Genomic DNA, 22,839 nt, shown 5'->3' on the forward strand with positions numbered 1-22,839 from the left:
AAAATCACAAATTAAACCAAAAACAAATTAATTAGAAAAGCAAATTCAATAGATTTTATGTTTTTATAACATTTTCAAATTTTAAAATAACAAAACATGAAAAATTTTAACCTAATTACAGTTGTATTCTTAATAATAGCTTCAAATGCTACCATTTCAAAAGCTCAAGAGGGAAATACCACAGGTGCCCTAGAGATTTTCGGATCTGTCGACACTTATTTCAAGTATGATTTCGATAAACACACGAATATAACGAGTTCTGGGTTTACAGGCGATCATAATTCAGTGTCCTTGGGGATGATTGACCTTGGCTTAAGAAAATCAGTCGGAAAAGCGTCCTTTTTGGGAGAAGTCTCTTTTGGTCCACGTGGACAATATAGATCTTTGCTTAACGGTGATGGTAATGCCAATAATGTAGATAATAGCTTTCATATCCAAAATTTAGTTGTTTCTTATAGCCTTACAGATAAATGGTCTGTAGATGCGGGATTCATGGGTACTTTTGTCGGATATGAGGTAATCTCTCCTAGTGCTAACTTCCATTATTCTACCTCCTACCTATTTGGAGCAGGGCCTTTTCAAAATGCAGGTATCAAAACTTCCTATAGTTTTACAGATAACATTCAATTGATGGTAGGGTTATTTAACGATTGGAATGAGTACCAAGATTTGAATGGTGTATCTCATTTCGGATCACAGCTTGCGTACAGTCCCACAGAAAATTCGAGTTTATACCTCAACTTCTTAACAGGAATTTCCGAAGGGGGCGAGACGGCATATACCTCAGGAACTTTGATAGATTTAGTAGGTAGCTATTCATTTTCAGACAAGGTTTCGTTAGGTTTGAATGCTGCGGATTATACACAAGCTGCTGATGGTGGTTACTCTGGAGTTGCACTTTATCCACAATATAACTTTACCGAAAACATCGCAATTGGGGCAAGAGCGGAATACTTTAAAGTAAAAGACGTGGCGGACGTTAAAGGGGATGATTTCACTTCATTCACCTTATCTGGGAATTTCAAACATAATGGGTTTGCTTTTATTCCAGAAATAAGATTCGATAATAGTAACAACGATGTGTTTCTAAAACAAGATTTAGTAACACCTAAAAAGAATGCTGCGCAGTTTTCTTTAGCATTAGTTTATAGTTTTTAATAAATTTCCCTTTATTCATAAATTATGTAGAGGACTTTGGAATATTCCAAAGTCCTCTTATTATATTTACTAGGGCTGAACATAAAAAACTAACGTAAAAATTTATCAAACAACGAACTTATTTGAATGCAACAAAACTTGCAAAGCAAAGGTTCTTATGTAGGATATCAACATTTGAAAATCCTACTTCCTTTAATAAATCCAATTGATAGATCAATGATCGCGGTGTATCTTCTTTTTCAATATAAGCAAACACATGATCTCTATACTTTTCATCGTTTAGACCAATAAGATATTGTCCATATTTTTCGTTGTAGATCAGCGCCTGCAAGTCAGCATCTGCTTGGTGAACTAGATCAAATATCCATATACTCCCCCCCGGTTTAAGCCATGTGTACAATTTCTTAAACGCATTCTCCCAGTCTGCATCATCTCGTAAATGATGCAACACTGCCGTCGCCATAATAACATCGTAATGGCATTCCGGTAATTTAACAGTTCTAAAATCACCTTTTAAAACACTAACCTTCCCCCCTATATTGATTTCATCCACGCGTTCCTTCGCCTTTTCCAGCATCGGCAGACTTAAGTCAACGAGTGTGATATCTAAAGAAGAATAGTATTGCAGCAGTTTTACATCATAGTTTCCTGCTCCACAGCCAATATCCAAGACCCGCTCTAATTTGGGATATACTTTGGAAATTCCTTCTGAAATCAATTCCATATTATAGGTAGCATCCAATGTGGTAGCTTGTCCTGTTTCCATATTCGAAAAACGTGCGACATCCTTATCAAATCGCTCTTCTATTTCCTTTAATGTAGATTTATGCTTCATATATCCGTTGTTTATTCAAAAGTACCCAATTGATCGATACATCAAAAATACTATATTTGTCAATAATTGATACCTATTAAGTATGGAGATACGTCATATCCGATATTTCAAAGCGGTTGCTGATGAATTACATTTTGGAAAAGCTGCAAAAAAGCTATTTATATCGCAACCCCCTTTGACCCGACAAATTAAAGAACTGGAAGAAGAATTAGGTGTACTCCTATTAACAAGAAACAATAAAAGAGTTGCATTAACTGATGCAGGAAATTATTTTCTTAGAGAATGCGATCAGCTCTTGCAACAACTTGAAAGAGCGAAACAGCAGGTGGTGCAGGTGCACCTCGCCGAAACCGGAAATTTTCGTTTAGGCTACATCAGCTCTACACCAAAATCTGCTTTGGCAGAAGTACTTCAAAAAGTTAAAAGTGAATTTCCCTACCTACAGGTACAGCTCTATGAGATGCCATCGCATGCACAGCGGTCAGCCTTGGAAACCGGAAAATTAGACCTGGGAATTGTCCGAGCACCGATATTTAGCGAACATTTGAAAATCGAAAAATTATTTGACGACTCCTTCGTACTTGCTTTACCAAAAGATTACGCCTACATCGAAGATCTCAAATACTTGGCAAACGAGATGTTTATTTCGTACAATAACAACTATGCACCTAATTATCACCTTAGTTTCCTAGAGACCTGCAGTCGCATAGGCTTTACACCAGAGATTGCACACGAATGTAATACAACACAATCGATTTTAGACTTGGTTCACTACCGCACGGGGATCGCTATTGTACCCAAAAGCGTACAGCACGAATATAGACATCTAGCAATTAAATTTGTAGATTTGGCTTATCTAGGCACGACAACACAGATTATTATGGCCTGGGATCATAAAAATCAGAATGTCGCGCTGAGTGAGTTTCGTAAATGGATTAAAATTATGTTAAAAAATGAAGTTGTATAGCATAGAAACCGGTTTTTTTAAATTAGATGGTGGTGCAATGTTTGGTGTCGTTCCGAAATCGATTTGGCACAAGTCTAACCCTGCAGATGATAATAACCTTTGCACTTGGGCGAATCGCTTATTATTGATTGAAGATGGAAAACGTTTAACCTTAGTGGATACCGCAATCGGCGACAAACAGGACGATAAGTTTTTCCGCCATTATTATTTACACGGCGATGCCACAATAGACTCCTCCTTAGCAAAATACGGTTTTCACCGCGATGATATTACCGATATCCTGTTGACACATCTTCATTTTGATCATTGTGGGGGCGCTATACAACGCGAAGGCGATCGGTTAGTCCCTGCATTCAAAAACGCCTATTATTGGAGTAATGAAAAACATTGGGAATGGGCCTTAAATCCTAATCCGAGGGAGAAAGCCTCATTTTTGAAAGAAAATATTCTCCCGATACAGGAAAGCGGTCAACTAAAATTTCTCAAAGAAGACGAGCGCTACGACAACAATATTACAATTCGCTATGCGAATGGTCACACAGAATCCATGATGCTGCCACAAATTGAATATAAGGGAAAAACAATCCTTTATATGGCCGATCTGTTGCCATCTGTCGGACATATTCCGCTTCCGTATGTAATGAGCTATGATACACGTCCGCTCACCACGATGCAGGAACGCCAATCTTATTGGAAGGAGATTGTGGATCGGGAATATATCCTGTTTTTCGAACACGACGCCGTCAATGAGTGCTGTAACTTACAACACACGGAAAAAGGTATCCGGGTCAAAGATATATTTAAGTTAGACGATATTTAAGAAAACCTATCATTACCGTGTTTGTGCCTCGCGCATTGGATTAGCTCCAACAGACTCTCCTCTTGTGCTTTGTTGTTGTCTAAACAGTTCAAACTTAGAAGATTGGTATTGCCTCGGCCAAGCATTGTTGTTTTCGTCTATATCTGCCGTTTCCCGATAGGGATCAATACGGATGAATTTTACAACTTTTCGCTTGGCAAATACTTTTTGCACCTGATTCTCATTCTTGCGCCAGATGTAAGCCGGTACATTATCGATCTCTTTTGTACCATCCTCATAATTCCATTCCACCAGGATTGGCATCACAAGCCCACCATTATTACTAAAACTCAATTCGTAGAAGGTGATCTTTCCGTCTACGATCTCTTTTTCTTGACTACTCAGCTTCGAATAAAAATCGTCGAATTCGCGCTTTTGTTTCGGTGTCACCTCAAATCGATCCCACTTATTGTAAAAATCTAATAAAGATGTATCTTTATCAACTAAGTACTCCATATGTTGCGCTAGATTGCGTTGGCGAGAGATATTATTCAGTTCTTCCTCATATTCTAACTTATTTTGCTGCTGCAAACTTTCCGGATGAAAATTCATCCGATAGGATACCACATTGTCTAAAGAGATGTCTACTGCATCTGTTCCAAAAAACCAGCCTCTCCAAAACCAGTCCAGATCTACCGCAGACGCATCTTCCATTGTGCGGAAAAAATCAGCTGGTGTCGGATGCTTGAATGACCACCGCTTCGCATATTCCTTGAACGCAAAATCAAATAATTCCCTGCCCATTACCGTCTCTCTAAGAATATTTAATGCAGTAGCTGGTTTAGCATAAGCATTGGGACCAAATTGTACTATATTTTCCGAATTGGTCATAATAGGCTCTAATTGGTCCTTTGGAAGTTTCATATAGTCCGCAATCTTGTGTGCAGGGCCACGTCTCGAAGGGTAATCTTTTTCCCATTCCTGTTCTGCCAAATACTGTACAAAGGTATTCAATCCCTCATCCATCCACGTCCATTGACGCTCGTCCGAGTTCACAATCATCGGAAAGAAATTATGCCCAACTTCATGAATAATAACACCAATCATACCATATTTTGTCGCCTCCGAATAAGTGCCATATTCATCTGCGCGACCGTAGTTAAAGCAGATCATAGGGTATTCCATCCCATTGGCCGCCTCCACTGAAATGGCCACTGGATAAGGATAAGGTGTCGTATATTTAGAGTAGACTTTTAGGGTATGTGCAACAACTTTTGTTGAATAACGTCTATACAGTGGATAGGCCTCTGGTCCATAATACGACATAGCCATTGGCTGATTATTTTCCACGCCCTCCTTTACCTTCATTGCATCCCATACTAGTCTTCGGGAAGAAACAAATGCAAAATCACGTACATTCTTGGCCTCATAAGTCCAAGTCTTCTTGGTCTCAGACTTTTTTGTCATCGCTACTTTTGCTTCTTCTAGTGTTACGATTTCTAAGGGCTCATCCGCGACTTGTGATTGCTTCCATCGAGCAAGTTGTTGCGGAGACAATACTTCTCCGTAATTCTGACATTCACCCGTAGAGCCGACAACATGATCAGCAGGCACCGTTATATTTACTTTATAATCGCCAAATACTAACGCAAACTCCCCCCTTCCTGTAAACTGTTTATTTTGCCAGCCTTGAAAATCTGAATAAACTGCCATCCGGGGATACCACTGGGCTATCGTATATAGGTAATTGGCATCTTTTGCAAAATACTCATACCCTGCTCTTCCACCTTCTTTTATTCTATTATTTATTTTAAGATCCCAATCGATTTTGAAAACAAATTTAGCTCCTGGCTTCAGTGGCGTAGCTAGATCGATGCGCATCATCGTATAATTTATCGTATAAAGGAGTGCTTTGCCTGAAGCATCCACAACCTTTTTTATATTTACGCCGTACCCCTTTTCTGCTGGCACGAATTTATTCAATTCTTCAACCGACATTTTAGCACGAAGCGAACTTTCGTCAAATCGCTTATTCTCAGCGTTGTCCGAATGCTCATTATCATCCAATTGCAACCACAGGTAGGATAACGGATCCGGTGAATTATTAAAATAAGTTACTGTTTCCGATCCCTTCAGCAGCTGATTTTCATCATCTATCTCCACATCAATTAAATAATCGGCTTTCTGTTGCCAATACATAGATCCGGGAGCACCCGAAGCCGTACGAAAAATATTGGGGTCTGTAATCAGAGTACCCAATTGTTCGAATTTATTTCCATGATTGGACCCCGAATTTAGAGGTGTTTGCGCATTGATGAAACCTGCCGATCCCATCAAACAAAAGCTAATAATATACCTAAAAAATGAATAACTCATAACGGAAAACGATCTAATGCCATTATAAATGATATACCAACGACAGCCGAACAAAGAAAAAAATTCCAATCTCTCTTCTTTACCTTAAAAAAACTGACTACAACTGCACTTAATAATATTACAAAAAAAACGATGATCAATTGCCCAAATTCCAATCCAATATTAAACGATAATAAAGGCCACACAATATTAGCTTCCTTGCCTAATAGTGATCGCAGATAATTAGAAAAACCTAGACCATGGATCAAACCAAAAATAAGCGTCATAGTGTACAAAAAAGCAGGATTTCTTCCTTTGTTTGATCGAAAAAGATTTATTAATGCTGTAAATAGGATCGTAACCGGAATAAGAAATTCGATCCAGCCCACATTTACCTTTACAATGCTGAATACCGCCAAAGCCAATGTTAAAGAGTGGCCTACAGTAAACGCCGTCACCAGCCACAAAATACGCTTCCAATCCTTTAAAGCATAGCTACAACATAGTACCAGTACAAACAAGATATGATCGTATCCATTTAAGTCAAGAATATGTTGCCAGCCCAACTGAAAATATATCCAAAAATCCTGCATTAATTTTAGGTTTTAAACTTCATAAACACAATATTACAATTTTTTATATTAGGTTGGCAGAAGAAATTGTAATAACATTATTCACATGTGATCGAATAAAATAATTGTATTTTTGAAGAACAGACAATGAAGACAGTAAAGAGTCCAATAAAGATATATTTAGCCCTATTCTTAACAGGAATTTGCCTGTTTACTTATGCTCATCCTTTTTATGTTTCCATCACTGATATCGTGTATTCGTCTGCAAAAAAAAACATAGAGATTTCGTCCCGGATATTCTTTGATGATTTGGAAGCCGCTTTAAATCTGGACGGGAAGACCCAGTTTGATATACGCAAGCCACATCGCAGGGATGTGATAGATACTGCAATAGCGGCTTATGCTAAGAAATATTTTAAGGTTTCTACTAATGGTCAAATACACGTTTTAACTTACGTGGGTTACGAAATTGAAGACGATGTAGTGTGGTGCTACTTCGAAATTCCGCAATCCAAGCCCCTGAAAAAATTAGAAGTATCTAATCGAATGCTTTATAACAACTTTAAAAGTCAATCCCATATCTTTCATGTAACCATGGACGGAAAGCGCCAAAGCACAAAAATTGACAATCCAAAAAGTTTTTTCAAAATGGAATTTTAATACTAAGCGATTACGCAAATAGATATTAGATACACGCCCGTTACGAAGGTTTTACTACCGCAGTTTCTACATTCTTTTGACTAAATTCTTTGTATTTTCGTATTTCCTCAGAAAGCTTACTAAGTGCATAGCCTACTATGGTTACATCATCTAGCCAACCTGCCATAGGAATAAAATCAGGAATGGCATCGACAGGCGACACCACGTATACAATGGTTCCAATAATAATGGACATGTTCCACTTGTTCATCTTGTAACGACCTCCCCATACATCCCTCACCATCGCTATAAGCACCTTAAAATCGCTCATCCTGTCATTGAGATGAAACGCTTTGTTCTCTGCTTTATCCAGATCATTAGTTGTTAACTTATGTGATTTAAAAATTTCAAATAGCAACAACGCTCTCTTTAAGTATCTCATCTTCATCCTATTCATATACATTTGTCCTATCTATCGCAAAAAGAGTACCATACTACTCTTCTTCCAATTCTTCAAACTTTTCAAAATCCAATCTCGCTCCTTCATTATCCCCCATCCGTTCTTTTAAAACTCCTCTATACTGATATAAATCCGAATAGTGTGGATTAATCGCAATAGCTTTGTCGTAATCTTCCAAAGCCGCATTTAGATTGTGATTGCGTTCCAATATATCTGCACGCATTGTATAAATGTAGAAATCGTCAGGAACTAGATCTATTAATTTCGAGTAATCCGCGAGCGAGGCTTCCAAATTATCTTGAGATTCATAAAACTGAGCCCGTTCTTCATATACAGCTACATGAGAAGGGTCGATAGCAAGGGCACACTCAAAATCAGCTAAAGCGGCGTTATATTGACGTATCCAGACAAACAATTTACCTCTATATAGATAAGCAGTAGCCGAAGTACCACCTAGCGCTATGGCTTTATTAAAATCCTGTAGCGCCAAATCGTAACGCAACATACGAAGATAAACCGCACCTCTAGCTATATATAAGTCAACATTCTTCGGTTCCAATGAAATAGCCACCGTGTAATCAAGAACAGCATTTTTGTAGTTAAAATGCTGTACCAATAACAAAGCCCGGTTGATGTGCAGCTGAAGCTGTCCGGCTTTTCTCTCAATTTTTTCATCTAACTCCAATAGTTCTTCTCCATACACCATCTCCCCTTCATTTTCTCTCCATTCCAAGTAATTATGATAATTAAAGTCTAAACGCTTTGCGACCTGATAGTCATAAAATGCGCCCTCATCATCTCCAAGAGCAGCATTGATCAATGAGCGGCACGCATAGAAAAATGGAAGATCCCCATATAAAGAAATAGCATGTGTATACGCATCCACAGCAACATCATATTCTCGGTTTTGCCAAGCAATCAAGCCTTTAATCGCTAACGCTTCCGCATCACTATTGGGTTTAACGACCGATATTTGCGTTTCTACAGGTAAGGAAGAATCCGGAAAATATCCGCTACTGGGTAATAAATAAAATAAATTCTGATCTAAATTCATGACAATCATTAAATGGTGACTGATAACTGGTCACCAAAATACCGTTTGATAATGCGAAGTTTATGGGAATATCGGTTCACATCAGCATTAAATATACCTAGACTATCCATTTTATCAATCCGCACCTTTCCTGCTGCATGAATGATGGTTTCATTATCTATCATTACCCCAACATGGGTAATCCTTCCTTCCTCATTATCAAAGAATGCCAAATCCCCGGCTTTTATCTCCGGCAAAAAATCAACTACTGTGCCATTCTCTCCCTGTTGCCAAGCATCCCGTTTCAGAAACACACCAAAATGTTTATAAACAACCTGACTGAAACCAGAACAATCTATGCCACCACTTGATCTTCCTCCCCACATGTAGGGACTATCTAGGTAATGGGTAATTAGTTTTTGGAATTCCTTTTCAAAATCAATCAACGTTGGGTTACGGATTCTACCTTCTATACGATACAACTCGTCTCCCACTCCTATTTCTTTGTCAGATACCGCTGTTCCGTGTATTAGCTCGATGGTCGTACGATCACTTTTAGCAACGGCACCTTCCAAATCCACGATATAGGTTTTATCATCCGTGCATCTGTCGACATATACATATTGATTATTTTGAATCCAACCTTCATAATTAACGGTAAATAACCGAATACGGTCAAAATCTTTTCCCTCCTCCAAAATTTCAAACTCCTCTCCAAAAAGAATCTGCGTGACCATTTCACTACGATGAGACGGCTTTTCTCGAAGGGGGACAATACTTAAATTACAGCTAGCTACAGGCATAATAAAATTATATTTATAAAACAAAACTATTATAAATCATGTTTCATATGTATATTTATTTGACTTTTAATGGTCAAATGCCTGCCTATCGCAGGCGGTGAATATTCACAGATGACAGATGTTTGTGTTTTGGTCAACATGAATATCTATATACAAATATAGTTCTAAAAAACCACAAAAATTATGGCTAAGCTGAGATTCCAAAGAATATTATTAGCAGTGGATGACTCCCCATGCTCACGAAAGGCGATCGAATATGCCAAGGATATCGTAAAAGAATTTAATTCTTCAATTGCATTGATTACTGTTGTTCCGCCGACTTCTCCAGCAAGTTATGGAGCAGACCCCTTACTGGGACAACAGCCTATAGTTGTCCCAGAAGTATCGGAATTGCATCAAAAATCTGCTCAGGAATACCTCGATAACCTAGCCCTTGACTTTTCATCCGCCTCGGAAGTTTTCGTGTTCACCCGAATCGGATCAGTGAAGGAAGAAATACTCCTTACAGCTCACGAATGGGAAGCAAATCTCATCATTTTGGGTTCCAATGGCCGAACAGGCTTTGATCATTTTATATCCGGAAGTGTATCTGAATCTGTTGTCCGAAAAGCAGAATGCCCTGTACTGGTGATTCCGGGTAAATGTGAATAGTGTATTTATGCTTTGATAAGGCGGGCAGCAAACATGCTGTCAGCCTTATCATTGTATCCTTTAATAACTTCCGAGCGATCTAATTTCAGGCCCAATTGGTTCACCATGTAATCGATTATATCTTCGTTTTCGGCTTTAAAAACAGAACAAGTTATATACGTTATCGCACCTTTGGGTTTCAGATGTCTAACGACTTGCTTTGCAATTTTTCGTTGTAATTCCGAAAATTCCGTTAACTGACCTATTGAAAACTGTTGAATCATCTCAGGAGTTCGCCCCCAAGTTCCAGAACCCGTACATGGAGCATCTAATATAATACCATCAAACAGCTCATTCCCTAATAGGGCTGTCGTATCTTTTGTAAGATCAATTATCTTTTTACGATAGTCCTGTCTAATATTAGCTTTTTGAAAGCGCTCATCCAGATTCCTTAGGATTGACAATCGAACATCCGAGACTAGTAAATGTGTTTTGGGATATTTATCTAAAAATAGTAACGCCTTTCCTCCCGAAGCGGCACAGGCGTCCCACCAACTTTGGTTAGGCAAAGCCGTTATAAACTGAACCGTTTTTTGAGAAGATAAATCCTGAACCTCGTATTTACCTTCTATTCTAATAAGTTGCTGTAGTTTAGTACCATTCGCTAGCGCAAAGGTGTGTGAATCAATTTCCTCGAATATAAAACCTGTTTTCTCCAATTCCGATTTCACTTCCTTTTCAAAACCCCGTTTTACACGGATAAACAGTTTGGGTTGCGTAAAGAAGCTGGACAGAAAAGCATTTTTTTCAATTTTCTCGGTCATATAATCCGAGAAGGGAAAGACATCAGCAAGCTGAAAATTGAATTTATTGGACAGAACATCAATTTTATCCGCAATCGAAAGTTCCATCGTACGAATTAGGTCTGGATTCACAAGGGCAACCAGTTCCGAATGTGTTTCACAGAGGTATTCCGCCAATGCTAAACGTTCAATAATCGGTAGCTCGGCCTTAGCTTTGCCGATGCGGAAATAATTATAACAGAAACGGGAGGTCATCTTCCTATCAGACGATCCCATTTGTCTATTTTCTTTAAAAAACCGTGTTAGGTATCGCGCAAACGGTTCCATTTTAGCGAACCCATTCAACGCTTTTTCAAAATTCCGAAACTGTTGATTTACGCGCCTCTCATTAACTTCCATAGTCGACTATTAACGAAGGCCAAATGCGTTACCAGTATACACCTGAATGGAAACTGCGTCATTCGAAAATCCCCAAGCATCATTATGCTTAAACTTATAAGAACTGTACAAACCATTAAACGATTCGGTGGTCAAATGATCTTGAAGGTTTCTTCCTCCATATTTATCAATTAATCCGCCGAAATAAATCGCCGCATCGTATCCTTTGTAGGAGTTATCTGAAGGATTGACACCAAATCGGGTATAATAGGATTCTTTGAAGGTCTTAGCCTTTGCCGACCAGTTCTTCAAATGATTCTCGGAAGTGATCGTCGGCGCATAATCTGAAAAATTAGGATATACTTCAAAATCGTACCGCGACCAAAGTGGGTGACCAAACAGTTTGAAAGAATAATACCCTTCTTTCACTTTAAGGTCTAAATTTCCTAATAATGTTTTTATTTGAAATTTGTCAGTAGTACCTGTTACGATTAAATTAGAACCTGTCGCCGAAAGCTTCTCGTTCATCTGCGTTGTAGAAGACACAGCATAAATTTCTACAGCAGGTTTATACTGCTTTATTGCTGAAAGCATGCCATTTAAGAACTGTTTACCGTCTGCATCCGACGTGTTGTATAGAATAATTATATCTCCAGGCATATATTGTCGGGCAACCTCCGATGCAATTGCATTTATATGTGAGCGTATTGGAGGTGTCAACGACACCAAGTTTGGAAGATTAAACTCGGCAGGCATACTAGCTGCCAAGGGATTGATCTGCAATACTTCTTTATTAACCAGATTAGTGCCAAAAGTTTTGATTTCTTTAGGGTATACAGGTCCAACAATTAACGACGCCTCTTTTATGTCTTCAGACTGCGCTAATGTTGCATTCTGAAAATCATCATCTTTAGAATCCAATACATTGAGATAAAAATTCGATCCTTTGCCCGCTAGCTCGTCTAACCCAAGTTGAAAACCTTGGTAAAAATCCAACGCTAGAGAAGATCGTTTTACGTCGGCGTCCATTAACGATCCAATGGAAATTTCGTGCAATTGAAAAGGTAATACGAGTGAAATTTTCCTATCGATGTACTTTTTATTAGCACTTGCTTTACCAGATTCTGCAGCACTTTCTTTATCCGGATCCTTGTTTCCTGTGGCGTCCGTAGCATTCGGATCTTTACTACCTACGTTTCCTTTATAGTCAGGCGACCGCAATACGCCACGTTTAGGAGCGCATGAGGAAGCAAATATTATACACGCGATAATTAATAAAAAACTAAAATTTTTCAATTTTTTATTCCCACTCAATAGTTGCTGGTGGTTTTGAACTGATGTCATATACAACTCTGTTGATTCCTTTAACATGATTAATTATTTCATTCGAAATCTTAGCCAGTAGATCATAAGGCAAGTGAATCCAATCCGCGGTCATTCCATCTAATGAGCCCACCGCGCGTAATGCGACAACGTGTTCGTATGTACGTTCATCTCCCATCACACCTACTGATTGCACAGGTAAGAAGATTGTTCCTGCTTGCCAAACCTTATCATACCAACCCGACTCCTTTAAGTTACGGATATAAATATCATCAGCTTCCTGCAAAATCCGTACCTTTTCTTCTGTGATATCACCTAATACTCGAATTGCTAAACCCGGACCTGGAAAAGGATGCCGTCCTAAAATAGTAGAATCTACTTCTAATGTCTTTCCAACACGGCGAACTTCATCTTTAAATAAAGTTTTCAACGGTTCTACAACCTTCAATTTCATATAATCAGGCAATCCTCCTACATTGTGATGCGATTTGATCGTTGCCGAAGGGCCTTTGACCGAAATAGACTCAATAATATCCGGATAGATCGTACCTTGTCCCAACCATTTTGCCTCTGCTCCCTCAGGAAGATCCTTTTGTATTTCCTTTGATGCCTCGTCAAAAACGTCTATAAAAGAAGATCCTATAATTTTTCTCTTTTGTTCAGGTTCAGATATCCCTGCTAAACGGGAGAAGAACAACTCCTTGGCATTTACACCTTTGATATTCAGTCCCATGTTCTTGTACGAGTCCAATACCTGCTGGTACTCCCCTTTTCGAAGTAAACCATGATCTACAAAAAAACAATGCAATCTCTCGCCAATCGCATGGTGTAATAATACAGCGGCAACAGTAGAATCTACTCCTCCGGATAACGCCATAATCACATGATCCGTGCCCAATTGCTGTTTTAATTCCGCAACGGTAGTTTCCACAAAAGACTCTGAAGTCCAATCCTGAGTACATCCACAGATATCCACGACAAAATTCTTGATCAACATCTGCCCATCTGTACTATGTGTTACTTCAGGATGAAATTGAATACCGTATGTGTTTGTGCCCTCAATGTGATACGCCGCCACACGTACCTTGTCTGTACTGGCGATGATATTGAAGTTCGAAGGAACTTCCTTAATCGTATCACCGTGGGACATCCATACCTGAGATTGTATCGGAACGCCCCTTAGTAAATTATTTTCTTGATTAACAAACTGCAAATTCGCACGACCATACTCACGGATTTCTGAAGGTAATACCTCGCCACCAGATTTCTGAGCTAAATATTGCGCACCATAACAAACACCTAATAACGGAAAACGATTTTGGATACTTTCAAAATCAATCTGAGGTGCATCTTCTTGTCTAACTGAATATGGGCTTCCAGAAAATATAACACCCTTCACATTACTATCAAATTCAGGAAGATTGTTAAATGGATGAATTTCACAATAGACATTTAGTTCACGAACACGACGAGCAATTAGTTGTGTGTATTGAGAACCGAAATCAAGAATAATTATTTTTTCAGACATGCCACAAAGTTACAATTTAGCGACGTAATTCTATAGCGCTAATTTCACATCCGAATTAAAAATTCTTAATTTCGATATTAGATTTCAAAATTGATAAACGCTATACAATAAAAAAACTTCTCACATAAAAGAGGTGCTGCATTGAGGGCAGCACCTAAACTATTTTAAATTATGAAAAACAACAATCGGAGATGATCGTATAGCTTACTAACTGAATATTAGTTTTCTCCTAAAACTATCTAATATGCCAAGACTTCCACTTCAGTCCTTCTATTCGCTTGATGCTCTTCTATAGAACATTTGACCCCATCACTACACCTATTTATTAAGCGTCGTTCTCCATAACCTTTCGCTACCAAACGGGATCTGTCAATACCTCTACTCACTAGGTAGTCTACCGCCGAACTAGCTCTTCGCTGTGACAACTTATCGTTATAACTGTGGGTACCTCGACTATCCGTGTGACTTGATAGTTCGATCTTCACTGTTGGATTATCTCGCATCGTGCGCACCAATTGATCTAATATGACAGCTGCATCTTTTCGAATATTATGTTTATCGAAGTCGTAGTAAATGTCCTCCAGCACAAACTTATCACCCACTTTGAAAATGGGTTCTAAGCGGAGTGTCACACGTATAGTGGTATCTTTCGTTGGACGAACTCCTATTATATTAACGGAGTCAGCATGGAATCCAGATTTCTCTGCCAAGACTTTATATTCCGTATTTTTATCTAGTTCAAAACGGAATGCCGCGTTGCTTTCGCCCAATCTTTTGGCTACGATCCGGCGGTCGCCGTCAAACAAGGTAAGACTAGCTTCAGAAATCAACTCATTGGTTTTCTTGTTGATGGTTATCCCTTCCAAGATAATCGTCACTTTTGGTTTCTTAAAGCTGAACGAATAAATGTCATCACTTCCAATCCCACCAATTCTATTAGAGGAAATAAAGCCTTGGTATCCATCTTGATGTCCCCCCAATATGACAAACGAAAAATCGTCTGCTGCGGAGTTGACTGGATATCGTAAGTTCTTTCGTTTGCTAAAACTAGATTTACTGCCTTCTGCCACGTAAATATCAAGTCCGCCCATCCCTGCGAAACCGTCGCTAGAATAATACAACCTGTTGCCGAAGATCGTCGGAAACATCTCATCTCCCGCTGAGTTGATTTCCTCGCCAGCATTAATCGGGATACCCCAGCATCCATCGGGTCGAAGTTCGCAAAACCAAATGTCGACACCTCCGCGGCCTCCCACCATATCCGAAGCAAAGTACAAGGTTTGCTCATCATCACTCAAAGCTGCATGCCCTACCGAATAGGTATTGACTTGGTTGTATGCAAAATCTTCTTCAATCCAGCTATCACCATTCTTTCGGTATATTTTTAGTTCCAGATTGTGCCTCTTAAACTTTGTACCATTCTTTTTATATTTTTCTACTTCTGTATTAGGGTGTGTACGGGTCACATAAAGTACATTTTCTGCTTTGTTGCTCGCTACAGGGCCAACGTGGTATGTCGTACTATTAAAATTATCGGGCATCATACTCGATAGCGTCAACTCCTCCGTTTTGCGACTTGCTGAAAACACTTTTAGATAGGCTTCTCCCGTCATGCCACTACGCTTGCCTGCCGATACCTTAGGTTCGCCGGCATACAGTACGCCGTTACTCGTCGGGAATACCCCAAATTCCGAAAGATCTGTATTTATATTCCGTTCGTTTTTTAACAGATAGGATAACGGATTTGCCATCCATACTATAGATGAATCACAGCCTTCGATCGACAAACGGATTATTTCGTCAACCCCAAATTTTTCCACATAGGCTTCCAATTGCTTTTTTGCATCTGTGTACTTACCGTTGTGTTTTAAGGCCTCGGCATAGTTCCTTTGGCTTTCCGCGGCATGTCCTTCCATGCCAACAGCTCGTGCGTACCAGTTCTCCGCAAGTTCATACTGATTGAGAAAAAAGTAACTAGAAGCTGCGCGCTCAACATCTCCCACCCGCGGTTTTTTACTATCCGCCAGTCTGACGTACAGATCTACAGCTCTGGCGTATTCCATTCTCTCAAAAAGCTGATCAGCGCGCATTCTCAGGTTGGGCTGTTCCTGGGCATGGCCTTGTATGCTTAAAAAACCACCCAGTAATACGCCTACTAATACATCTATTAATCTCATATTCATCTTATATGATATTGTTTATTGTTAAAAAAAACGCGGACTAAGTATTTGACGTTGAAACTGTCCAAAGGTAAGTCCTAAGGTGATTTCATGCGTTCCAGCCTGAAGTCCGCTCATGCGGTTTATCATCACGTCATATGAATAGCCGATCCGTAGTCTGTCCGTAGCGTAGAATTGTGCGATTGCGTTGATCGAATTCAATGATGACAGTTTGTTCGGTGAATTATCATAATATTCCCTGTTAAATAGACGTGTGCGTGTACGGTATCCAGCACCTATCCAAAATTTACTATTGAAAATAAACATTGCATTTGCATCGAGAGATGTAGGCCCCTTGAAATCATCCTTGATCAGAACACTTGGGCGTAGGTGAAGCCCTTCCTCCAGTTCGAATAATGCCCCAGCAATAATATATACGTTGGTATTACGATAAAGGCTCTCAAGCAAGTTTTCATTAAAGCGGAAATCATCATTGTTATTGGATCCCGAAAATAGATCCTGTACCGCCACCCCTGCGTACCATCTGGGGTTATAATAGTAAACTCCTAAGCGTATGTCCGGGTTCCAAGTAGAAATCTTCCCCGCGGGAAGTGTCTGGTCTCCGGGATCTACCATTTCTAGCTTATTTCCATCCAACCCATATTGGGTCAGACCTGCTGCTACACCCAAACTTAGACGTTGTGTATCGTCGGCATCCAATTGTAAACGAATGGCATAGTTAGCATACACCGAAGTTGCTGATTGGGCCCCAAGTTGATCTGCTGTAATTTGTAAACCTATCCCATGTCGCTTCGAGATGGGATCCAATACACCATCGATAGATATCGAACCTGTCTTCGGAGCGCCACTCCAGCCTGTCCACTGACTTCGTAGGCCCATCTGAGCAAACCACTCTTCCTTGTAACCGGTATACGCAGGATTAACACTGATCGAATTAAATATGTACTGGGTGAATTGGATACTCTGCTGGGCAAAAGCGTCTCCCCCCAACAACAACGTCAAACTTACCCCTAAATATCTTATACCTTTTTTCATCTTTATCTTTCTAAGAAGCTGAATCTATTAATTTCTCTTAATCAATACATGTCCTTTAAATACACGTTCCTGATTTCCTTTGAGCGCACGGATAATCGGAAAATAAGTTCCTTCATTCAGTCCACGGCCTTCCCATTCATCCTTGTAATTATCATTTCGATATACTTCATTTCCCCATCGGTTTACAATTATTAATTCTATCCTATCGTAACCTTCTCTACCGACAATAACAAATTGATCGTTCTTACCATCACCGTTAGGTGTGATGACGTTCGGAATGAATAATTCACGAGGTAAAACATCTATCGTCACTACCGCTTTGCTCTTAAGCCCATTTTCATCTATAATCTCGTACTCAAAGGTATCTGTACCGACAAAATCCGGATGAGGGATATAGGTTATACTTCCATCTGTATGTACTTCCACCCTGCCATTTACCGGCTCTCTCACAACGGTGACTGATCCAGTAATGATGGGACTGTTACCTGCTTCATCGTTCTCGAGTATGTTGATAGTTATATTGTCACCATATTCCATAGTATCGCTGTCATCGCGTGCTATAGGTCCTATTTTCTGGTCCGCAAATTTGGTAAACCAGGTTCCGGCTAGCGTATTGCCGGTTCGGGTCTCAATATCTCCACGCGTGTGTACACCTTCGCCATCAAATACCGTCACATCACCTATCCAATTTCCTCCATCGGCATTCTGTACAATCTGTGCTTCGGCATCGACGTAGACTATACCATTTGTTACAATATTATGCGTAAGTGTATAATCTACCTGCATGTCACGATCCCCGTAGATATTCCATATCCGGTCCATACCTATCGTCTCGTCTTCAAATACTAGACCTGAGGCGGTATAATCTGTCACGGTAACATACAGCTTGGATATAGCTACACCAGGGACAAGTACCGCAGGTGTGTAATCTTCTTTTTCAATACCAACAGGGAAAACAAACTGAGCTATTCCGGTGTAATTTTTAATCATGTGCCCGCTAGTCTTATTTTCTGTTACTACCATACGGCTGCGCCCATAGTTCAGCAGTTCGCCGCTGCCTGCCAGTTCCAGATCGTGGCTGTTAAGAAAGATATTCGCCCCGTCGACGCGTAAGTCGAGGACTTTGCCCAGCTTCAGCGCAGCTGCCTTCTCTCCAATTGGTAGACTTAGCCCATCAAATCCGGGGTCTACAATATCCGTTAGCCGAAGTCCTTCCGGGTTATTCAGTACGATACGCACATCGATGAAGACACCGTCGTTGCCATCGATATGTGTAGAGGAGGTAGTCCAATTCTCGTAAAATGGATTAGTCGACGGGCTGTGCAAGGTCATCGTCCCCGTACCGCGGATCTTTGCCGTCGGTGCTATCCAGATATTCTTGGCATAGATCTCAAGGTTTCCGTCGATCTGCCAATCGGCATCGGGACCTAAGTAAAGATTCTCCGAATAGATGAACTTGTAGGTGCCCGCATCTACCTGCACAAAGCCGTTGTCCGTCTCGAACGAACCTATGCCATTTTGAGCGGACAGGCGCATCGTTACTGCTAAAAAAAGTAGCAAGAGCAAGGTCTTAGTCTGTATATTTATATTCATTTTTTCAGTTTGAATAATGTGGTATTGTATTATCGAGCTTTGCTTGGCAACGCTGGATTGGTGATTGCATTGCATCTAACTATTGTCACAGAGAAGGGTACCCTCGGACCGAAACATCCTTTGTCATTACCTTCTGCAACGTAATAAGTAAATGTACCTTCACCTGTAGGTATTGGCGCTGTCGTTGTTCCAGTTCCTCCCGTCGAATTCGTAAAATAATACAACGCATTTCCAGCCGCTGCACCTGTCGAAGAGACGGAGATTCCACTTATGGTGACTGGCGAATCCGAACATCCTCTTTGATTCGTCACCATAGGCTGAGTAGTGACCTTATCTAAGTATGTCTCCAATTTCAGATAACAACCATCAGCCATTCCTGGTACTTTTGCGTAAAACTTGGTCGCACTGTTTCCTGCTGTATTCAGCGAAAAATCACCAGTCACAACCGAACTTCCCGTTGCTCCTGGAATGCCGGTATAAAACACTGTTCCTGGAGGATACTTAGCAGTAACCTCCGCTCTGGGGATAACGTTTCCCTCACATAAGGCTATGAATCTTTTAAACCCATCTTGTGTAATATTCTCCTCTGGACAGCTGACACCAGTAATATCGATCGTGCTCTTGAAGGCGCCGTAAATGGGTGTATTTCCACAATCAGCATTGTAACCGCTTACTAAGCCAGCTTTAGCATCCGAATTTGAAATGGCTCCAGTTCCTGTAAATTGACCGTCAACGTCCAATTCAAGCGCACATGCTCCTCCAGTATTCAGCAGTATACAATCATTTGTCACACGTACTTTGTACTTCAAGGTCTTCAATATGGTTTCCGGATTTGCGGATAATGGTACTGTACCTACGCTCCACTTCAACGTCCCACCCGGGGTTGTCTGTTGAGTTGCCCCAACGGGTGCACCTGCAGGTGCTGTCCATGTGATGGTTGTTCCTGTAGGCAAACCTCCAGGAGTAGTAGGACCTTCATAATAAACATTTGAAGGAAGATCAATGGTAATCACCCCATTGTTGACCGCTTCGGTACCTCTATTTTTAATCGTAGTGGTGAATTCGATAACACTTCCCGCATTTACCGTACCTCCATTAGCAATATTGGTATCTGTAGGCTTATTCTCGACAACAACTTGTGGTACATAAGCATCTACCGCTAAGACAATATTAAAGATGATGTAGGTATCACCACTCGTCCCATATCTAAATCTCGTAGAAGTTGCATCATGACCAATTAGCGTATTATTTGCATTGTTGAGGTTGAACATCGCTACATCCAATCCGGTATTATTCTGTAGATTTGGATTTCTAGCATTGCCCCCGGTAAAGATAGAGGAATTAAAGAAGTTTGGAGTATTACCCGAAGGAGCATTATTCGTATGATTTAGACGAACCCAAGCATCGTTTGCTGCATTTCTTATCTCAAAATAATCTCCCGGAACACCCACGTCACCCTCACCTGCCGTCACCCCTAGCTTTAAATTAATATCACCGCTCTGTGCCGTTCTAAATCCAGAAATAGGTAATTCAACATTTCCTCCGTTTGCAGTCATATAGCCATGGCCATCAAACACGGAGATATCGCGCCATTTCATTGTCGGATTCTTGTAAACGACCACCATACTCCACCCTCCATAAAATCCAGTAGCACCACCCGATCCTTCTCTAACGGCAATATCAGCTACAGTATATTCTCCAACTCCATTCGTCCTTACATAATCTGTGACATCGGCATAGGCCGAATACATCGCTCCTCGTGTAGTCGTTGGATAATAGATGTCGTTGGTTCCGGCTGTGATTTCCTGATAGCTCCCCCCAGTTTTTTTCAACCTGACCTTTTGCTTGTTAAATTGTTTGGTCACTCCTCCTTTGGTCACAGAAAATGTATTTGGACTGCTCGAAACACCAGAAGCATCCAGATCATGTGCTCTACCTGTCCAATATAATCCTGCAAACAATATCTCGGAACATTTGGGATCTGCTTCGCCTAATTTTAGTGTTGCAGAAGAGGAATTTAGAGTAGTAGCATCATTATCCACGTCTACATACTTCATCTCAGCATTATTGGAGCCTGTATGACTATATTCTACAAGTGTAAGATTTGTATTACCCAACATGGTAAAATCCCCTTGTACGTTATAGATGATCTTCCCTTGATAGGGAGCCGGAGCTTTAGTCGAAGTTCTCGCCGTAAACGGTATTACTACCGACTGAGCAAAAGTCTCAACACCTATCAATAAACAAGATGTAAAAATCAAAATGCTTTTTAGAAAGTTTTTCATTTTATAATGATTTTCATTGTTCATGTTCTATAACTTAACTTGGTTGCTCCAATTTTTTAAATAATACCTGAACTTTGGCTTCTGCTAAATAAGACAGTACATCTTTCAAAATATCTCTTAAGATCGTCTCGTTAAGCTCGTCGTAACTGTTGATAAGTATATATTTCAATTTTTTAAATCGAGTCAATTGCTCATTAGTCGGCGACATCGCATTCTCCTTATCCCAAGTGAAGATAAACACTTCCGCCGTTGCAAGCGGAAGTGTTAAATCGTTATCATTCAAAAGTTCAAGTTTGGAGCCTTCGTCTATCTTTACAACTTTGGTTGCGCCTTCTTCTTTCCAGACATACATAGGAGCATTATCGTTTGAAAGTATCAGCTTTGATATCGCTCCATTTAGGAGGTTGTTTAAGTCATCTTGACCTTCTGGATTCCTATTTTTCATCACCTGTTCAACGGATGATACTTTTACCGCTTGTGCCTGGACCAACGTCACTGAGAACATACACATCCCAATTATTATACATGTTAAACTCTTCATAGTCTTAATCTTTAACAGCAAATACAATGTTCATAAATGTTTTATTTGTCACAATGGCACCTGGTTTTACAGCGTATTTTAGTTGGCCGGTAGCATCGATACTTACTGCTGTAAATACAGCTTCATCAAAATAGGTCACAAAGTAATCCAGCTCGCCTGCATCTAATGTTGGCAATGTCGCGCTGTTGTTACTCCGGACTTGGCTAGTTCCCGCAGTGTAACCAAACTGTTGTTTGTAAATGGTATGTAATTCGATTGTCTGTACACCAGTCAATACATTTGCGTTAGCATCATGCGTTGGAATAGGGACAGAAGGCGCATAGAAGTATTTAGGCATCGCTGCTTTTAACTGTTTTAACACACCAGCAGCATCCATTACTACATACTTATCTGTCTTTAAATCACCTTTTTGAAGTCCTGTAATTGCTAATGTATTTGTAACATCTGTTTCAAGCTTAGTAGCTTCTTCAAGCTTACCTCCCAATTTCACGTTGTTCACTACTTTTGTCAAACCGTTATTTGCCGTAACCGTATTACCTAATGCTGATTGATTTATCCAGGTTGGTTTATTGTCAGCTCCGGTTACTAAAACTTGGTTCGCACCTGCATCAGCAATATCAACCGGGGCAATAGTACCGTCTTTAATTTGTGATGTTGTAATAGACTCTGCTTTTACACGTAAACTCGTCTCTACTAATGTAGCACCAACACCTCCACTTGCAACTTCAATTGTTGCAGCGGCTCCATCAGCTGCCGTCAGATCTTTAGCAGCTAAGATACTCTCGATGGTCGCCCATTCCAACTGTCCGGCCGCATTGGTGACCAGCATCGAGTTGGCAGCGCCTTCCTTGATGCTGACCTTGTACGGATCTGCCGCGGTACCCGTACCCGTAACGGTGATGAAATCACTGCCCGAACTATT

20 protein-coding genes are annotated in these 22,839 nt (G+C 40.2%); 5 read left to right on the forward strand and 15 right to left on the reverse strand.

Translation table 11 applies throughout. The annotated features are described in order from the left end of the window. Positions 1–96 precede the first annotated feature (96 nt). Complete coding sequence (locus C4F40_RS05090; RefSeq protein ID WP_196938274.1) at positions 97–1,158, forward strand: porin; 1,062 nt, start codon at positions 97–99, stop codon at positions 1,156–1,158. 118 nt (positions 1,159–1,276) lie between these two features. On the opposite strand, the gene C4F40_RS05095 is transcribed toward C4F40_RS05090, so the two are convergent. After that, positions 1,277–1,993, reverse strand: a complete 717-nt coding sequence (locus tag C4F40_RS05095; protein ID WP_196938275.1) for a class I SAM-dependent methyltransferase — start codon at positions 1,991–1,993, stop codon at positions 1,277–1,279. 82 nt (positions 1,994–2,075) lie between these two features. Between C4F40_RS05095 and C4F40_RS05100 the strand changes: the two genes are divergently transcribed. Next, positions 2,076–2,960, forward strand: a complete 885-nt coding sequence (locus C4F40_RS05100; RefSeq protein ID WP_196938276.1) for a LysR family transcriptional regulator — start codon at positions 2,076–2,078, stop codon at positions 2,958–2,960. Next, a complete protein-coding gene (locus C4F40_RS05105; protein ID WP_196938277.1) occupies positions 2,947–3,780 on the forward strand; it encodes an MBL fold metallo-hydrolase in 834 nt (277 codons plus the stop codon). The genes C4F40_RS05100 and C4F40_RS05105 overlap by 14 nt, the downstream gene beginning before the upstream one ends. Before the next feature lie 12 nt (positions 3,781–3,792). Here the strand turns inward: C4F40_RS05105 and C4F40_RS05110 are convergent, their stop codons facing one another. Both C4F40_RS05110 and C4F40_RS05115 read right to left on the reverse strand, forming a co-directional pair. Beyond that, positions 3,793–6,135: a M1 family metallopeptidase gene (locus C4F40_RS05110; protein WP_231389924.1), complete on the reverse strand. Its 2,343-nt coding sequence runs from the start codon at positions 6,133–6,135 to the stop codon at positions 3,793–3,795. After that, positions 6,132–6,707: a HupE/UreJ family protein gene (locus C4F40_RS05115; protein WP_196938278.1), complete on the reverse strand. Its 576-nt coding sequence runs from the start codon at positions 6,705–6,707 to the stop codon at positions 6,132–6,134. Before C4F40_RS05115 ends, C4F40_RS05110 begins: the two co-directional genes overlap by 4 nt. 126 nt (positions 6,708–6,833) lie before the next feature. On the opposite strand from C4F40_RS05115, the gene C4F40_RS05120 reads away from it, so the two are divergent. Continuing rightward, complete coding sequence (locus C4F40_RS05120) at positions 6,834–7,346, forward strand: DUF6702 family protein (protein ID WP_196938279.1); 513 nt, start codon at positions 6,834–6,836, stop codon at positions 7,344–7,346. Between the two features lie 40 nt (positions 7,347–7,386). On the opposite strand, the gene C4F40_RS05125 is transcribed toward C4F40_RS05120, so the two are convergent. The 3 genes from C4F40_RS05125 to C4F40_RS05135 are packed head-to-tail and all read right to left on the reverse strand — an operon-like array spanning position 7,387 to position 9,621. Further along, a complete protein-coding gene (locus C4F40_RS05125; RefSeq protein WP_196938280.1) occupies positions 7,387–7,767 on the reverse strand; it encodes a YkvA family protein in 381 nt (126 codons plus the stop codon). Between the two features lie 52 nt (positions 7,768–7,819). Further along, positions 7,820–8,839: a tetratricopeptide repeat protein gene (locus C4F40_RS05130; RefSeq protein ID WP_196938281.1), complete on the reverse strand. Its 1,020-nt coding sequence runs from the start codon at positions 8,837–8,839 to the stop codon at positions 7,820–7,822. Between the two features lie 8 nt (positions 8,840–8,847). Beyond that, complete coding sequence (locus C4F40_RS05135; protein WP_196938282.1) at positions 8,848–9,621, reverse strand: C40 family peptidase; 774 nt, start codon at positions 9,619–9,621, stop codon at positions 8,848–8,850. 183 nt (positions 9,622–9,804) lie between these two features. On the opposite strand from C4F40_RS05135, the gene C4F40_RS05140 reads away from it, so the two are divergent. After that, a complete protein-coding gene (locus C4F40_RS05140; RefSeq protein WP_196938283.1) occupies positions 9,805–10,272 on the forward strand; it encodes a universal stress protein in 468 nt (155 codons plus the stop codon). Positions 10,273–10,277: 5 nt separating this feature from the next. Here C4F40_RS05140 and C4F40_RS05145 read toward each other — a convergent pair whose 3' ends face one another. From C4F40_RS05145 to C4F40_RS05185, 9 genes are all read right to left on the reverse strand, one after another. Then, positions 10,278–11,453, reverse strand: coding sequence for an RsmB/NOP family class I SAM-dependent RNA methyltransferase (locus tag C4F40_RS05145; protein WP_196938284.1), 1,176 nt, complete (start codon positions 11,451–11,453; stop codon positions 10,278–10,280). A 9-nt stretch (positions 11,454–11,462) separates the two neighbouring features. Beyond that, the gene (locus tag C4F40_RS05150; protein WP_196938285.1) at positions 11,463–12,776 is read right to left on the reverse strand and encodes an ABC transporter substrate-binding protein; all 1,314 of its coding nucleotides are present in this window, start codon (positions 12,774–12,776) and stop codon (positions 11,463–11,465) included. Beyond that, positions 12,733–14,283 (reverse strand): glutamine-hydrolyzing GMP synthase, encoded by a 1,551-nt coding sequence (gene guaA, locus C4F40_RS05155; RefSeq protein WP_196938286.1) that lies wholly within the window; start codon positions 14,281–14,283, stop codon positions 12,733–12,735. Before guaA ends, C4F40_RS05150 begins: the two co-directional genes overlap by 44 nt. Positions 14,284–14,522: 239 nt before the next feature. Beyond that, complete coding sequence (locus tag C4F40_RS05160) at positions 14,523–16,460, reverse strand: OmpA family protein (protein ID WP_196938287.1); 1,938 nt, start codon at positions 16,458–16,460, stop codon at positions 14,523–14,525. Between the two features lie 27 nt (positions 16,461–16,487). Then, the gene (locus tag C4F40_RS05165) at positions 16,488–17,498 is read right to left on the reverse strand and encodes a PorP/SprF family type IX secretion system membrane protein (RefSeq protein ID WP_196938288.1); all 1,011 of its coding nucleotides are present in this window, start codon (positions 17,496–17,498) and stop codon (positions 16,488–16,490) included. Positions 17,499–17,525: 27 nt separating this feature from the next. Then, on the reverse strand, positions 17,526–19,091 hold the full coding sequence (locus C4F40_RS05170) for a T9SS type B sorting domain-containing protein (protein WP_196938289.1): 1,566 nt from the start codon (positions 19,089–19,091) through the stop codon (positions 17,526–17,528). Positions 19,092–19,120: 29 nt separating this feature from the next. After that, positions 19,121–21,376, reverse strand: coding sequence for a hypothetical protein (locus C4F40_RS05175; protein WP_196938290.1), 2,256 nt, complete (start codon positions 21,374–21,376; stop codon positions 19,121–19,123). Positions 21,377–21,410: 34 nt separating this feature from the next. Further along, positions 21,411–21,917, reverse strand: coding sequence for a hypothetical protein (locus tag C4F40_RS05180; RefSeq protein WP_196938291.1), 507 nt, complete (start codon positions 21,915–21,917; stop codon positions 21,411–21,413). 4 nt (positions 21,918–21,921) lie between these two features. Further along, the coding region (locus C4F40_RS05185) for a hypothetical protein (RefSeq protein ID WP_196938292.1) at positions 21,922–22,839 on the reverse strand (918 nt) is incomplete at its 5' end.

Source organism: Sphingobacterium pedocola (genome assembly GCF_015209965.1).
GTDB classification, from domain to species: Bacteria; Bacteroidota; Bacteroidia; order Sphingobacteriales; family Sphingobacteriaceae; genus Sphingobacterium; species Sphingobacterium pedocola.